We start from the raw sequence: 15,338 nt of genomic DNA, 5'->3' as shown, positions 1-15,338 counted from the left end.
ACGTGCGCACCCGCTCGTGCCGCGGGGGAGACGCTCGCGCGTCAGGGGACGCCGAGCGGAGCCGTGTCCGGCCGTGGCGGGGTCAGTCGCGGAGCGCGAACCACAGCTCCATGCGGACGTCCGGGTCGTCCAGGTCGGCGTCGAGGAGGGTCGCGCAGCGGGTGACGCGCTGGCGGACCGTGTTGCGGTGGACGGCGAGGGCGACCGCCGTGCGGTCCCAGCTCCCGTGCAGGGAGAGCCAGGTGCGCAGGGTGTCGAGGAGCGCGGGGGAGTCGGCGATCGGCGCGAGCAGGGTGCGGGCGTGCAGCTCCGCCTCGTCGGGCGCGACGAGCCCGGCGAGCCCGCTCCGGTCGCCGTGCCGTACGAGCGGGGCGCGGGTCGCTCGGGCGCGGGCCAGCGCGCGGGCCGCCTGGGTGTCGGCGCCCGGCCAGTCCTCCGCCCCGACCGGCGCGCTCACCCCCATCGTCCAGCCGGGCTGCGGCTCCGGCTCCCGGTCGGCGACGACCCGTACGACGTCCCGGCCGAGGTCGATCAGCGGTGAGCCGAGGGCCGCGCCCAGCGCCGCCGCGGCCACCGTGTCGAGGGCCTGCGCGTCCGGCGCCGCGTGCACCACCCGCCACGGTCCGGCACCGAGCAGCGGCGCGACCTCCGCCGGTCGCGTCCCCAGCAGCAGCCGCACCAGCGCCGACGACCGTGCCGCGCCCGACCCGCTCTGCTGCTCCCCGGTGAGCAGCGACAGCAGCACGGCCGCCACCGAGGCGATCGTGTGGTCGCCCGCGTCCCGCCCCGGCGCGGCGACCCCGAGCACGAACCCCTGCCCGGCCCCCAGCGCGTAGGCGGCGAGATGGCTGCCGGCGGCGGTGTCGGTGGCGGAGGCGGGGACCCCGGGATCGGTGGGGCGGACGACCTCGGCGAGCCCGGCGAGGGCCAGCCGGGCGGGGGGCGGCGCGGGGCGCCCGAAGGAGGCGATCTCGGTGCCCTCCGGGCCGTACAGGACCGTCCAGGCGCCGAGGCGCTGGGCGAGCCGGCGCAGCACGGAGGGCACCGGGTCGGGGCGGGAGGCCGCGGCGGCCAGGCTCTGCTGGGCCTCGGTGACCCGCCGCAGCTCGGCGAGCCGGGCCTGCGCCATGAGCTGCCAGACGGCTCGGGCGACCGCGGAGAACGTGGTCTGGGGCGGCACCTCCACCAGTGGCAGCTCGTACGCCTCGCAGGCGGCGACCAGGGCGCGCGGCACCGTGTCGTGCACCGGCGCGACACCGAAGCCGAGCGCCGCCCCGCCCGCCTCGACGATCCGCGCCACGTAGTCGTCGAAGTACGTGCCCGAGCCCGCCGCGTCGGTGATGTGCACCCCCGCCGTCAGCAGCAGCTCGCCGCCGAGCAGATAGGGGTACGGGTCGGCCATCTCCGAGGTGTGCGCCGAGTGGATCACCAGACCCGGGTCGGCCGGGCCCGCGATCTGGCGCAGGGCGAGGTCCTCACGGGCCAGCAGGGCCGCGAGGGGCACGGGAGGCGTGGGAGGGACAGCGGGGTCCGGCATGGTGTGCGATCCCTCCATTCCGGGAGGCGGGGATGGATGAAAAGTACACTTCGCAGTCGCTTTCCGGCCACCTAGTGTCGGTGCCGACCACCCAGCCGCGGGTACGGGCGGATGTCCCCGCGAGCCACCCCCCTTGCACGTAACGACACGCCACCCGGATGTGCGCGAAGGAGGCCCCCATGGCCATCGACTACACGGTCATCGTCGTCTATCTGCTCGGCATGCTCGTCATGGGCTGGTGGGGCATGCGCCGCGCCAAGTCCAAGAGCGACTTCCTGGTCGCGGGCCGCCGGCTGGGGCCCGCCATGTACTCCGGCACCATGGCGGCGATCGTCCTCGGCGGCGCGTCCACCATCGGCGGTGTGGGCCTCGGCTACCAGTACGGGCTCTCCGGCGCCTGGATGGTGTTCACCATCGGCCTCGGCCTGCTCGCCCTCTCCGTGTTCTTCTCGGCGCGCATCGCCCGGCTGAAGGTCTACACGGTCTCCGAGATGCTCGACCTGCGCTACGGCGGCCGGGCCGGCGTCATCACGGGTGTGGTGATGTGGGCGTACACGCTGATGCTCGCGGTCACCTCGACCATCGCCTACGCGACCATCTTCGACGTCCTGTTCGACATGAACCGCACCCTCGCGATCGTCCTCGGCGGCTCCATCGTCGTCGCCTACTCGACGCTCGGCGGCATGTGGTCGATCACGCTCACCGACATGGTCCAGTTCGTCGTCAAGACGATCGGCGTGCTCCTCCTGCTGCTGCCCATCGCCGTCGTCAAGGCGGGCGGCTTCAGCGAGATGAAGGCGAAGCTGCCGACCGAGTACTTCGACCCGCTGGGCATCGGCGGCGAGACGATCTTCACCTATGTGCTGATCTACACGTTCGGCATGCTCATCGGCCAGGACATCTGGCAGCGCGTGTTCACCGCCCGCAGCGACAGGACGGCCAAGTGGGGCGGCACCGTCGCCGGCACCTACTGTCTCGTGTACGCCATCGCCGGCGCGGTCATCGGCACCGCGGCCAAGGTCCTCTACCCGAACCTGGCCAGCGCGGACGCCGCGTTCGCCACGATCGTCAAGGACGAACTCCCCGTGGGCGTCCGGGGCCTGGTGCTCGCCGCCGCCCTCGCGGCCGTGATGTCCACGTCCTCCGGCGCGCTGATCGCCTGCGCGACCGTCGCCAACAACGACATCTGGTCGCGGCTGCGCGGCGCCGTGCGCCCCGCCTCCGAGGAGCACGACGAGGTGAAGGGCAACCGCGCCTTCATCCTGATCATGGGCATCGGCGTGATCGCCACCGCGATCGCGCTCAACAACGTCGTCGAGGCGCTCACCGTGGCGTACAACCTCCTCGTCGGCGGACTCCTCGTGCCCATCCTCGGCGGACTGCTGTGGAAGCGCGGCACGGTCCACGGCGCGCTCGCCTCCGTGATCGTGGGCGGCGTCGCGGTGATCGGCCTGATGGCCGCCTACGGCATCCTCGCCAACGAGCCCGTCTACTACGGCCTGCTCGCCTCCCTGGCCGTGTACGTGATCGTGTCGCTGGCCACCCCCGCGACCGACGCCGCGGTGCTCGCCGTCTGGCGGGAGCGGCTGGCGGGACGGGACCCCGAACTCCGCTCCGAGCCCGTCCCGGCGGGCCAGTAAAGTCATAAAAGCCGCAAAGATCCGCTAAAGCAGCAAGAGCAGCAAAAGCAGCAAAAGCAGTAAGAGCCGTAAGGGCTGGAAAGAAGGCAGCAGGTCATGAGCAGCAACGAGACGCCCCGCGGACCCGTCGACTCCTCCCGCGTCCCGCGGTACGCCGGTCCCGCGACCTTCGCCCGGCTGCCGCGCCTCGACGAGGTCGGCCGCGCCGACGTCGCCGTGGTGGGCGTGCCGTTCGACTCGGGCGTCTCCTACCGGCCGGGCGCCCGCTTCGGCGGCAACGCGATCCGCGAGGCGTCCCGGCTGCTGCGCCCCTACAACCCGGCGCAGGACGCCTCCCCGTTCGCGCTCGCCCAGGTCGCGGACGGCGGCGACATCGCCGTGAACCCGTTCAACATCCACGAGGCCGTCGAGACGATCGAGGCCGCCGCCGACGACCTCCTCGGCACCGGCGCCCGGCTGATGACCCTCGGCGGCGACCACACCATCGCGCTGCCGCTGCTGCGGTCGGTGGCGAAGAAGCACGGCCCGGTCGCGCTGCTGCACTTCGACGCCCATCTCGACACCTGGGACACCTACTTCGGCGCCGAGTACACCCACGGCACCCCGTTCCGGCGCGCGGTCGAGGAGGGCATCCTCGACACCGAGGCCCTCTCCCACGTCGGCACCCGCGGCCCCCTCTACGGCAAGCAGGACCTCACCGACGACGAGAAGCTCGGCTTCGGCATCGTCACGTCGGCGGACGTGTACCGGCGCGGCGCCGACGAGGTGGCCGACCAGCTGCGGCAGCGCATCGGCGACCGCCCCCTGTACATCTCCATCGACATCGACTGCCTCGACCCGGCCCACGCGCCCGGCACCGGCACCCCCGAGGCCGGCGGCATGACCTCCCGCGAACTCCTGGAGATCCTGCGGGGCCTGGCCTCCTGCAACCTGGTCTCCGCCGACGTCGTCGAGGTGGCCCCCGCGTACGATCACGCGGAGATCACGTCGGTGGCGGCCTCGCACACCGCGTACGAACTGACCACGATCATGTCCCGCCAGATCGCCCAGGAGAAGGCAGCGAAGTGACCCACGACCACGACCTGGTGCTCAGCCCGACCGAGGCGCAGACCGCCGCGGCCCTGAACCCCCCGGCCGGCCGCAACGGCGGTGACCTGGTCGTGGAGACGCTGGCCGCGCTCGGCACGACGACCGTCTTCGGCCTGCCCGGCCAGCACGCGCTCGGCATGTTCGACGCACTGCGCCGCTCGTCGCTGCGGTACGTCGGCCTGCGCGTGGAGAACAACGCCGGGTTCGCGGCGGACGCCTACGGGCGGGTCACGGGCGAGGCGGCGCCGCTGCTGCTGTCGACGGGCCCGGGCGCGCTGACGTCGCTCGCCGCGCTCCAGGAGGCGGCGGCGGCCTCGGCGCCCGTGCTCGCGATCAGCAGCCAGATCCCGACGGCCGGGCTGGGCGGCGGGCGCCACGGCTATCTGCACGAACTCCCCGACCAGTCGGCGTCCTTCCGGGGTGTGGTCAAGTCCGTCCACACCGTCCGCACCCAGTCCCAGATCCCGTCCGCGATCGAGGCGGCCTGGAAGTCGGCGCTGACGGCACCGCACGGCCCGGTGTGGGTGGAGATCCCGCAGGACGTGCTGCTGGCGCCGACGTCGATCCCGGTCGTGACGGGCGGCGACGCCTTCCCCGAGGACCTGCCGCCCCGGGTCGAGCTCACCGCCGTCGCCGCCGATCTGCTGACCCGCGCGGCCCGTCCGGCGATCATCGCGGGCGGCGGGGTCGTCCGGGCGGACGCGAGCGGCAAGCTGCGGCACCTCGCGGAGGTGCTGAAGGCCCCGGTCGTGACGACACCGGGCGGCAAGGGCGCGTTCCCCTGGGAGCACCCGCTGTCGCTCCAGTCGTGGATCGAGGACCGGCACACCACGGACTTCCTGGAGGACGCCGACGTCCTGCTCGTCGTCGGCTCCGGCCTCGGCGAACTGTCGTCCAACTACCACACGTTCAAGCCGCGCGGCCGGGTGATCCAGATCGAGGCGGACCTCGGCAAGCTGGAGTCCAACCACCCCGCCCTCGGTATCCACGCGGACGCCCGGCTCGCCCTCCAGGCGCTGCTGGAGACGGTCGGCGAACGCGAGGACGCGTCGGCGCCCGAGCGGGTGCGCGAGGTCCTCGGCAAGGTCGCCGCCCGCATCGCCGCCCAGGAACTCACCCTGGAGCAGGAGGTGCTGGCGTCCGTGCGCCAGGCACTGCCCGCCGACTCCCCGTCCTTCTGGGACATGACGATCCTCGCCTACTGGGCGTGGTCGGCCTTCGACGCCATGGGCCCCAACCACATGCACTCCGCCCAGGGCGCGGGCGGTCTGGGCTACGGCTTCCCGGCGGCCCTGGGCGCGGCGGTCGCGGACGGCTCCCGCCCGGTGCTGGCCGTCTCCGGCGACGGCGGCGCCCTGTACTCCGTCGCCGAACTGGCCACCGCCCGCCAGTACGGCCTGGACGTCACCTGGCTGATCGTCGACGACGGCGGCTACGGCATCCTGCGCGAGTACATGACCGACGCGTTCGGCGAGGCCACGGCCACCGAACTGACCCGCCCGGACTACGTGGCCCTCGCGGAGTCCTTCGGCGTGCCGGGCGTGCTCACCTCACCGGAGACCCTGGAGGCCGACCTGGCGAAGGCCCTGTCGACCCCCGGCCCGTCCGTGGTCGTCCTCCCGGCGGTCCTGCGGATGTTCGCCGCCACGCACCTGGACTGACCGCCCCTAGCGGGGAGTTCGCACCGTCAGGTCGTAGAACCGTGTCGTCTGCGCCGCGTTCTGGTTGTCGTCGCTCACCAGCAGGACCTTCCAGCCGCCCTTGCCGCGGCCGGTGACGGCCATGCCCTCGATGTTGTCGAGGAGGGGGTTGGGCTGGGGCTGCCTGGCGACGGCTCCGAGCGAGGGGCAGTCGACGAGGTCGGCGAGGAGGGTCTTGCCGATCAGCCGCACGCCGTCCTGGCCCGTCAGCCGGTCCGTCCCGCTCGTGTCCGTCGCGTGGCGGGGATCGGCCAGGTAGAGGCGGACCGTGTTGCCGACACCGGAGGTGAAGCCGCGCTCCAGGACGAGGAGGCGGCCGTCGGGCAGGGACTGCACCTCGGGGACGCCGAGGCCGGTGTCGGTGCGGTAGCCGTACTGGGCGGCGAGCCGGAAGCCGGTGCCCGCGTGCCGCCAGGTCTGGAAGCGGACGAGGCCGGCCGAGTCGCCGGAGATCGCGTACTCCATGGAGGCCAGCAGTCCGCCCCGGTACCGGGTCAGGCCCTCGAAGGTCTGGTTGGAGGCCGCCCGGCCCGCGGGGGCGACCTGGAGCGCGGAGGGCACGGGCAGGCGGTCGAGGACGCGGCCGTCCTGGCTGTAGCGGCGGATCGAGGGTTCCGTCTCGGAGGAGACCAGCCGGGTCCCGTCCCGGTCGATCACCAGGCCCTCGGAGTCGAGCGCGGCGCCGTTCTCGTCGGCGAGCGCCACCACCCCCTCGGGGGCGAGCGTGCGGGCGTCCAGGGAGAACAGCGACGAGCGGTCGGACAGGGCGGCGAGGGAGCCGTCCCGGTCCACCGCGAGCGCGGAGAAGTTGCCGACGAAGGTGCCGTCGAACGTCGTCTTGTCCAGGACGTCCGTATAACGGGCGATCGAGACGGCCGGCGAACAGGCGTTGTCCGTCGACGCGGCGGCGGGGGTGGCCGCGGGCACACAGGTGGCCACGGCGGCGATCGCGAGTACGGTTCTCAGGCGCATGGACGTCACCGTAGGACCGCCGGGTGACGAGCGGGAGACCGGCAGAGGTCAACTCGCGGCGAGATCCTTGTGGATCGCCTTCGCCACGCCCTGGATGGTCGTGATGCCGTAGTTCATGGTGCTGTTGCCGTGCGTGAGCACCGTGATCATGTAGTCGTGGCCCGAGCTCTTGAACGTGCCGACGCTGTGCACCCGCCAGCCGTGCGTGGAGCGTTGCAGCCAGCCGTTCTTGACGTGCACGAGGACCCCGGAACCGGCGCCGTACGGCGTGCCCCAGCGCTGCGAGGAGACCACGTCGCCCATCAGCTTGCGGACGTACCAGCGGGAGTCGTCGGTCAGCACCGTGTTGTGCGCGGTGAGCAGCTTCATCAGCTTCTGCTCGTCGGTGACGGTGATCTGGGTCAGCCCCCAGTAGCCGTTCGCTCCGGGCTTGGTCCGGGTCATCCCCGCCGCGGTGAGGAAACCTTTCACCTTGGTCAGTCCCAACTGCTTCCACAGCGTGGACGTGGCCGTGTTGTCCGACTTCGTGATCATGGCGGTGGCGAGCGACTTCTCCCGGCTCGTCAGCGCCCGGCCGGTCTTCTGCGCGTCCCACAGGAGGGTGGACAGGACCGTCACCTTCACCACGCTCGCCGAGTCGTAGGCGGTGCCCGCGCGCAGCGAGCAGGTCGTGGCGGTCGTCCGGTCGTAGAGGCCCACCGCGATCGTGCCCTTGCGGTTCGCGAGGGCGGCGGTGATGTCCTTCTTCAGCTTGGTGGCGAGCGTCGCGCTGCCCGACGTGCAGGCGACGGCCGGCGTGGCGGCGGACGCCGGGGTCACGGCGGCCGCACAGGCGGCGAGCGCACCCGCCGCCACCCATCTCGCGCGTCTGGATATCCCTTGAGTCATGCCCTGTTGACTCACGGGACGGCGGAAAAGGTTGTATGCCTGTTCGACGGCGGCATGGGGGATTCATCGGGCGGTGATGACCCGCCCCTTGGTCAATTCACAGGCAAGGGCAAGGTGCGGCACAGCGCGCGCTCACGAGGGGTCCGCACCATGCTCGGGTGACATCTGCCACCGATCCACACCCCCACACCGAGTCCGAGACCGCGACCGGGTCCGCCGGCGAGTCCGGGACCGGGCCCGACTCCCCGAGCGGGACCGGGTCCGACTCCCCGACCGGGGCCGGGGCCACGGCCGTCTCCTCCGACTGGCCGCCGCCCGCCCCGCCCACGGCGACCCCGGACAAGGCGCCCCGCTGGTCCCTGCCCGCGCTGATCGCGATCCTGGTCCTGGCGGCGGCCCTGTACGCCTGGAACCTGTCCGGCCAGAGCATGAACACCTTCTACAGCGGTGCCGTCTGGGCGGGCACCCAGAGCTGGAAGGCCTGGTTCTTCGGCTCCCTGGACCCGGGCAACTTCCTGACCGTCGACAAGCCGCCGCTCGCGCTGATGGCCATGGGCCTGTCCTGCCGGATCCTCGGCTTCGGCACCTGGCAGATGATGGCGCCCATGATCGTGCTGGCGCTCGCCACGATCTGGATCCTGCACACGACCGTGAAGCGGGTCTGGGGCCACGGCGCGGCGACGGTCGCCGCGCTCGTCCTCGCCCTGACCCCGATCACCGTCGCCATCAACCGGGACAACAACCCCGACACGCTGCTGGTCTTCCTCATGGTGTCCGGCGCGGCCCTCGCGCTGCGCGCCACCCGTGACGGCCGGCTGCTGCCGCTGCTCGGCTCGGCGGCCTGCTTCGGCCTCGCCTTCAACACCAAGATGCTCCAGGGCTACATCGCGCTGCCCGCCGTCTTCGCCGTCTACCTGTACGCGGCGAAGCCGAAGCTCGTGAAGCGGATCGTGAACCTGCTGCTCGCGGGCGTGGTCCTCGCGGTCTCCAGCTTCTGGTGGGCCACGGCCGTCTCCCTGGTGCCCGCCGACGACCGCCCCTACATCGGCGGCTCCACCGACGGCACCGCCTGGGACCTGATCCTCGGCTACAACGGCCTGGGCCGGGTCCTCGGCGGCGAGGGCAACGGCGGCGGTGGCGGCGGAGGCGGAGGCGGCTTCTCCGGCACGGCGGGCCTCGGCCGGCTCTTCAACGACATCCTCGGCGGCCAGATCTCCTGGCTGATCCCCTTCGCGGCCCTCGCCTGCGTCGCCGGTCTGATCCGGTGCGGCCGGGCCCCGCGCACCGACCTGACCCGCGCGGCCCTCGTCCTGTGGGGCGGCTGGCTGGGCCTGCACTACCTGACCTTCGCCATGGCCGAGGGCACCATGCACCCGTACTACACGACCGCGCTCGCCCCCGGCATCGCGGCCCTGTGCGGCGGCGGTGGCGTGATGCTGTGGCGTGCCTTCCGCGCCGACAAGCGGTGGGTGTGGGTCCTCCCGGCGGCGCTCGCCGTCACGGCGGTGTGGGCGGCCGTGCTGCTGCGCCGCGCCTCCGGCTGGAACACCTGGCTGTGGCCGACGGTCCTCGCCGTGATGGCCCTGGCCGTCGTGGGCCTGCTGGTCTTCCGCTCCGCGAGCGGCAACCGGGCGCGGCTGCTCGCGGCCTCCCTGGCCGCCGCGGTCGTCGCCTCGGTCGCCGGTCCCGCCGCGTACGCCTGGTCGGTGCCGACCGGTTCGGGCGGCGGCATGGGCGGCACGAACCCGACGGCCGGGCCCTCCACGGGCAACGGCGGCTTCGGCGGCGGAGGCGGTGGCGGTGGCGGTGGCCGGGGAGGCTTCCCCGGCGGCGGCGAGATGCCCGGCGGTACGCAGCAGGGCGGCGGCACCCAACAAGGCGGCAACCAGGCAGGCGGCGCACCCGAGGGCGGGTTCCCCGGCGGCGGACAGCAGGGCCAGAACGGCGAGATGCCGGGCGGCGGCACCGGTGGCGGGCAGCTGCCCGGCGGCGGCGAGATGCCTGGAGGCACCGAGCAGGGCGGCACCGGCGGCGGTCCCGGCGGTGGGCAGATGCCCGGCGGTGGCGGTGGCGGCGGCGCTGGCGGCGGCATGGGCGGCGGCGTCGACAGCGAGCTGCTCGCGTACCTGAAGAAGCACCGGGACGGCGCCACGTGGCTGCTCGCCGTCTCCAACTCGCAGAGCGCCGCGCAGATCGAGGTCAGCGCCCGGGTCCCGGTCATCTCCATGTGGGGCTTCACCGGCTCCGACAACGCGATGACGGTCGCCCGGCTCAAGGAGCTGGTGAAGAAGGGCGAGCTGCACTACATCCAGATCGGCGGCAGCGGCATGGGCGGTGGCATGGGCGGCGGGAACAGCCTGAGCACCGAGGTGTCGAACTGGGTGAAGGAGCACGGCACGGCGGTCGAGGAGAGCGAGTACAGCTCCGGCTCCTCGTCGTCCGACTCCGCTACGTCCGACTCCTCGTCGTCCGGCTCGTCTTCGTCGGACTCCTCCTCGCTCTACCGTCTGGACGCCTCCGACGTGAGCTGAGGTCCCGGCGGAACACCCTTCGGCAGCCCGACGGCCCTCGACGGCCCCCGACCATCCGGTCGGGGGCCGTCTTCGTGAGTCAACTCGCGTGGACAAGGCCCGATTTGCCGTTCCCGGTCACCGAATGGACACGCGGATTCCATTTACATGGCCTCATGTCCATGTCACTCTCTCGCTTGCCGCCTCCATTCAACCCGCGTAGATGGGACCCCACTTATGCTGGCGACACGCATACGACGAGGGAAGTCGGTGGCCCTCGCCACCGCAGCCGTCATGGTCGGCCTCACCGCCCCGGCGCTCACGGCCACGCCGGCCGCCGCGACGACGACCGCGTACGACTCGACGTACTACAAGAACGCGATCGGCAAGACCGGTACGAGCCTCAAGTCCTCGCTGCACACGATCATCAGCAGCCAGACGAAGATCTCCTACTCCGCGGTCTGGAACGCGCTCAAGGTCACCGACCAGGACCCGAACAACAGCAGCAACGTGATCCTGCTGTACAGCGGTGTCTCGCGCAGCAAGTCCCTCAACGGCGGTGACGTCGGCGACTGGAACCGCGAGCACACCTGGGCCAAGTCCCACGGCGACTTCGGCGAGGTGACCGGCCCCGGCACCGACCTGCACCACCTGCGGCCCGCGGACGTCCAGGTCAACAGCACCCGCGGCAACCTCGACTTCGACAACGGCGGCAGCGCGGTCACCAACGGCGGCGGCAGCCTCGTCGACTCCAACTCCTTCGAGCCGCGCGACGCGGACAAGGGCGACGTGGCCCGCATGATCCTCTACATGGCCGTGCGCTACGAGGGCGACGACGGCTTCGCCGACCTGGAGCCCAACGACAGCGTCGGCAACGGCAGCAACCCGTACATGGGCCGGCTGTCCGTCCTGAAGGCCTGGAACGAGGAGGACCCGCCCAGCGCCTTCGAGGAGAACCGCAACCAGGTCATCTACGACACCTACCAGCACAACCGCAACCCGTTCATCGACCACCCGGAGTGGGTGGAGGCGATCTGGTAGACCTCCGCGGCGACGGCCCCCCACACGTCGCCCCGCACCACGCCGAGCCGGTCCGCCCCACCCGGGGCGGGCCGGCTCGGCCGTGTGCGGAGCCGCCCCAATTGTTGCGGCGGGATGAAATCGCCGCTCACCGGCGTTGTGACCTCCGGCGGACCGGGCCTTTCGGCGGACCGGCCGAGCACAGGACCGGGCGAGTGGAGGACGGGCACGTGGCGGAACGGGGATGGGCACGGCGGCTGGCCGGGTACGCCTGGCGGTATCCGAAGGACGTCGTCCTGGCCCTCGGGTCGAGCCTGGTCGGCATGGCCGTGATGGCGCTCGTGCCGCTGATCACCAAGGTGATCATCGATGACGTGATCGGCGGTCACAGCAGGTCGATGGGGACCTGGGCGGGCCTGCTCATCGCCTCCGCCGTCGTCGTCTACGCCCTCACCTACGTCCGCCGCTACTACGGCGGACGGCTCGCCCTCGACGTCCAGCACGATCTGCGCACGGAGATGTACGCGACGATCACCCGTCTCGACGGCCGCCGCCAGGACGAGCTGTCGACCGGGCAGGTGGTGGGCCGCGCCACCAGCGACCTCCAGCTCATCCAGGGCCTCCTCTTCATGCTGCCGATGACCATCGGCAACTTCGCGCTCTTCCTGGTCTCCCTGGTCGTGATGGCCTGGCTGTCGATCCCGCTGACCCTGGTCGCGCTCGCGGTCGCCCCCGCCCTCGCCTGGATCGCCCGGCGCTCCCGGTCCCGGCTGCACCCCGCCACCTGGTACGCCCAGGCCCAGGCCGCCGCCGTCGCGGGCGTGGTCGACGGGGCCGTCGGCGGCGTGCGCGTGGTCAAGGGGTTCGGCCAGGAGGAACAGGAGACCGGCAAGCTGCGCGAGGTCGGCCGGCGGCTGTTCGCGGGACGGCTGCGCACCATCCGGTTCAACGCCCGGTACACCCCCGCCCTCCAGGCCGTCCCCGCCCTCGGCCAGGTCGCCATGCTGGCGCTGGGCGGCTGGCTCGCCGTGCGCGGGCACATCACCCTCGGCACGTTCGTCGCGTTCTCGACCTACCTCGCGCAGCTCGTCGGCCCGGTCCGGATGCTCGCCATGGTCCTCACCGTCGCCCAGCAGGCCCGCGCGGGCACCGAACGCGTCCTGGAGCTGATCGACACCGAGCCGAGCCTCAGGGACGGCACCAAGGAGCTGCCCGCCGACGCCCCGGCGACCGTCGAGTTCGACGACGTGTCCTTCGGGTACGAGGACGGCGCCCCCGTCCTCGCCGGACTCTCCTTCGAGATCGGCGCCGGCGAGACCCTCGCCGTCGTCGGCTCCTCCGGCTCCGGCAAGTCCACCGTCTCCCTCCTCCTGCCGCGCTTCTACGACGTCACGCACGGCGCGGTCCTGGTCGGCGGCCACGACGTCCGCGAGCTGACGATCGACTCGCTGCGCGCGGCGATCGGGCTGGTCCCCGAGGACTCCTTCCTCTTCTCCGACACGGTCCGCGCCAACATCGCCTATGGCCGTCCCGACGCCACCGACGAGCAGATCGAGGCGGCGGCCCGCGCCGCGCAGGCCGACCGCTTCGTCCGGGAGCTGCCCGAGGGCTACGGCACCAAGGTCGGCGAGCACGGCCTGACCCTCTCCGGCGGCCAGCGCCAGCGCGTCGCGCTCGCCCGCGCGATCCTCACCGACCCGCGGCTGCTCGTCCTCGACGACGCGACCTCGGCGGTCGACGCCCGGGTCGAGCACGAGATCCACGAGGCGCTCAAACAGGTCATGGAGGGCCGCACCACCCTCCTCATCGCGCACCGCCGCTCCACCCTCAACCTCGCCGACCGCATCGCCGTCCTGGACGACGGACGCCTCGCCGACATCGGCACCCACGAGGAGCTGGAGCGCCGCTCCGCCCTCTACCGCAGGCTCCTCACCGACCCCGACGAACTCGGCGGCGTCTCGCCCGGCCACGCCCTGCCGGCCGCCCCCGCCGAGGACACCTCGGTGCGCGACGAGCTGGACGCCGAGTTCGACGCCGAGCGCGGGGTCACGCCCCGGCTGTGGACCGGTGACCGCCGGCCCAAGGACACCGCCCTCGCCGGGACGCCCGCCACGCCCGAACTCCTCGCCCAGGTCGACGCGCTGCCCCCGGCGACCGACACCCCGGACATCGACGAGACGCGCGCGGTGACGCCGGAGGAGTCGTACGGGCTGCGCAGGCTGCTGCGCGGCTTCGGGCGGCCCCTGCTGCTCAGCCTGGCGCTCGTCGCCGTGGACGCCGGGATGGGGCTGCTGCTGCCCGTGCTGATCCGGCACGGCATCGACAGCGGCGTCGGCGAGGCGGCCCTCGGCGCGGTGTGGGCGGCGTCGCTGCTGGGGCTGCTGACGGTGGCCGTGCAGTGGGCGGCGCAGGTGGGGGAGACCCGGATGACCGGGCGGACCGGCGAGCGAGTCCTGTACTCCCTGCGCCTGAAGATCTTCGCGCAGCTCCAGCGGCTCGGACTCGACTACTACGAGCGGGAGCTGACCGGGCGGATCATGACCCGGATGACGACCGACGTCGACGCGCTGTCGACGTTCCTCCAGACCGGGCTGGTCACCGCGTTCGTCTCCGTCGTCACCTTCTTCGGCATCATGGGCGCCCTGCTGGTGCTCGACGTGCAGCTCGCGCTCGTCGTGTTCGCGACGCTGCCGCCGCTCGTCGTCGCCACGTACTTCTTCCGGCGGGCGAGCGTGAAGGCGTACGAACTCGCCCGGGAACGGGTGTCGGTGGTCAACGCCGACCTCCAGGAGTCGGTCGCGGGGCTCAGGATCGTGCAGGCGTTCCGGCGCGAGCGGGACGGCGGGGCGCGGTTCGCGGAGCGCAGCGACAGCTACCGGCAAGCGCGCATCCGGGGGCAGTGGCTGATCTCGGTCTACTTCCCGTTCGTGCAGCTGCTGTCGTCGGTCGCCGCGGCGGCGGTGCTCGTCGCGGGCGCGGGACGCATCGACGACGCCACCCTCACCACCGGCGCGCTGGTCGCCTACCTCCTCTACATCGACCTGTTCTTCGCGCCCGTGCAGCAGCTCTCGCAGGTCTTCGACGGCTACCAGCAGGCGACCGTCTCCCTCGGCCGCATCCAGGAACTGCTGCGCGAGCCGACCTCGACGAAGTCCGCGGACGAGCCCCTGGACGTGCCCTCCCTGCGGGGCGAGGTCGCCTTCGAGGACGTCCACTTCGCCTACGGGGACGGCGAGGAGGCCCTCGGCGGGATCGCCCTGCGCATCCCCGCCGGGCAGACCGTCGCCTTCGTCGGCGAGACCGGCGCGGGCAAGTCGACCCTCGTCAAGCTGGTCGCCCGCTTCTACGACCCGACCGGCGGCCGGGTCACCGTCGACGGCCAGGACGTCCGCGGCCTGGACCTGACCTCCTACCGGCACCGGCTCGGCGTCGTCCCGCAGGAGGCGTACCTGTTCCCCGGCACGGTCCGTGACGCCATCGCCTATGGCCGTCCCGACGCCGGTGACGACGAGGTCGAGGCCGCCGCCCGCGCGGTGGGCGCCCACGAGATGATCGCCACGCTCGACGGCGGCTACCTCCACGAGGTCGCCGAACGCGGCCGGAACCTCTCCGCCGGCCAGCGCCAGCTCATCGCGCTCGCCCGCGCCGAACTCGTCGACCCCGACATCCTGCTCCTCGACGAGGCCACGGCGGCCCTGGACCTCGCCACCGAGGCCCAGGTCAACCAGGCCACCGACCGCCTCACCGGCCGCCGCACCACCCTGGTCGTGGCCCACCGCCTCACCACCGCCGCCCGCGCGGACCGCGTCGTGGTCATGGATCACGGCAGGGTCGTCGAGGACGGCACCCACGACGAACTCCTCGCCCGGGACGGCCGGTACGCGGCCCTGTGGCGGACGTTCGTGGGCGAGGACGAGCCGCTGGTGGCCTGAGCGGCTGCGGGTGGGCTGAATCGCTGACGGTCGTGCAACCGTCCGACATA

At 72.5% G+C, this 15,338-nt stretch carries 9 protein-coding genes; 6 read left to right on the top strand and 3 right to left on the bottom strand.

The features are described 5' to 3' along the window. Window positions 1-82: 82 nt before the first annotated feature. Window positions 83-1,537 (bottom strand): PucR family transcriptional regulator, encoded by a 1,455-nt coding sequence (locus tag ACIPSE_RS02630; RefSeq protein ID WP_401656605.1) that lies wholly within the window; start codon window positions 1,535-1,537, stop codon window positions 83-85. Window positions 1,538-1,716: 179 nt separating this feature from the next. On the opposite strand from ACIPSE_RS02630, the gene ACIPSE_RS02625 reads away from it, so the two are divergent. The 3 genes from ACIPSE_RS02625 (at window position 1,717) to ACIPSE_RS02615 (ending at window position 5,927) form a co-directional block, all read left to right on the top strand. Beyond that, window positions 1,717-3,177: a sodium:solute symporter gene (locus ACIPSE_RS02625; protein ID WP_401656602.1), complete on the top strand. Its 1,461-nt coding sequence runs from the start codon at window positions 1,717-1,719 to the stop codon at window positions 3,175-3,177. Window positions 3,178-3,273: 96 nt separating this feature from the next. Next, window positions 3,274-4,245, top strand: a complete 972-nt coding sequence (gene speB / locus ACIPSE_RS02620; protein WP_401656599.1) for an agmatinase — start codon at window positions 3,274-3,276, stop codon at window positions 4,243-4,245. Further along, complete coding sequence (locus tag ACIPSE_RS02615) at window positions 4,242-5,927, top strand: thiamine pyrophosphate-binding protein (protein WP_401656597.1); 1,686 nt, start codon at window positions 4,242-4,244, stop codon at window positions 5,925-5,927. Before speB ends, ACIPSE_RS02615 begins: the two co-directional genes overlap by 4 nt. Window positions 5,928-5,933: 6 nt before the next feature. On the opposite strand, the gene ACIPSE_RS02610 is transcribed toward ACIPSE_RS02615, so the two are convergent. Both ACIPSE_RS02610 and ACIPSE_RS02605 read right to left on the bottom strand, forming a co-directional pair. Continuing rightward, window positions 5,934-6,938: an esterase-like activity of phytase family protein gene (locus ACIPSE_RS02610; protein WP_401656595.1), complete on the bottom strand. Its 1,005-nt coding sequence runs from the start codon at window positions 6,936-6,938 to the stop codon at window positions 5,934-5,936. A 48-nt stretch (window positions 6,939-6,986) separates the two neighbouring features. Then, window positions 6,987-7,826 (bottom strand): serine hydrolase, encoded by an 840-nt coding sequence (locus ACIPSE_RS02605; protein ID WP_401656593.1) that lies wholly within the window; start codon window positions 7,824-7,826, stop codon window positions 6,987-6,989. Between the two features lie 158 nt (window positions 7,827-7,984). Between ACIPSE_RS02605 and ACIPSE_RS02600 the strand changes: the two genes are divergently transcribed. From ACIPSE_RS02600 to ACIPSE_RS02590, 3 genes are all read left to right on the top strand, one after another. Beyond that, window positions 7,985-10,357: an ArnT family glycosyltransferase gene (locus ACIPSE_RS02600; RefSeq protein ID WP_401656591.1), complete on the top strand. Its 2,373-nt coding sequence runs from the start codon at window positions 7,985-7,987 to the stop codon at window positions 10,355-10,357. 216 nt (window positions 10,358-10,573) lie between these two features. Beyond that, window positions 10,574-11,377, top strand: a complete 804-nt coding sequence (locus ACIPSE_RS02595; protein ID WP_401656589.1) for an endonuclease I family protein — start codon at window positions 10,574-10,576, stop codon at window positions 11,375-11,377. Between the two features lie 209 nt (window positions 11,378-11,586). Further along, window positions 11,587-15,288: an ABC transporter ATP-binding protein gene (locus ACIPSE_RS02590; protein ID WP_401656587.1), complete on the top strand. Its 3,702-nt coding sequence runs from the start codon at window positions 11,587-11,589 to the stop codon at window positions 15,286-15,288. Window positions 15,289-15,338: the final 50 nt, after the last annotated feature.

The sequence above is a fragment of the Streptomyces sp. NPDC090106 genome, assembly GCF_044747265.1.
GTDB lineage: Bacteria > Actinomycetota > Actinomycetes > Streptomycetales > Streptomycetaceae > Streptomyces.
The sequence above is the reverse complement of the archived record's forward strand: the minus strand, read 5'-3'. Positions and strand labels throughout refer to the sequence as shown.

Bases quoted from the DNA above. Each gene is read 5' to 3' on its own strand.
- ACIPSE_RS02630 (WP_401656605.1), bottom strand. From the start codon at position 1,537: ATGCCGGACCCCGCTGTCCCTCCCACGCCTCCCGTGCCCCTCGCGGCC.
- ACIPSE_RS02625 (WP_401656602.1), top strand. From the start codon at position 1,717: ATGGCCATCGACTACACGGTCATCGTCGTCTATCTGCTCGGCATGCTC.
- speB (WP_401656599.1), top strand. From the start codon at position 3,274: ATGAGCAGCAACGAGACGCCCCGCGGACCCGTCGACTCCTCCCGCGTC.
- ACIPSE_RS02610 (WP_401656595.1), bottom strand. From the start codon at position 6,938: ATGCGCCTGAGAACCGTACTCGCGATCGCCGCCGTGGCCACCTGTGTG.
- ACIPSE_RS02605 (WP_401656593.1), bottom strand. From the start codon at position 7,826: ATGACTCAAGGGATATCCAGACGCGCGAGATGGGTGGCGGCGGGTGCG.
- ACIPSE_RS02595 (WP_401656589.1), top strand. From the start codon at position 10,574: ATGCTGGCGACACGCATACGACGAGGGAAGTCGGTGGCCCTCGCCACC.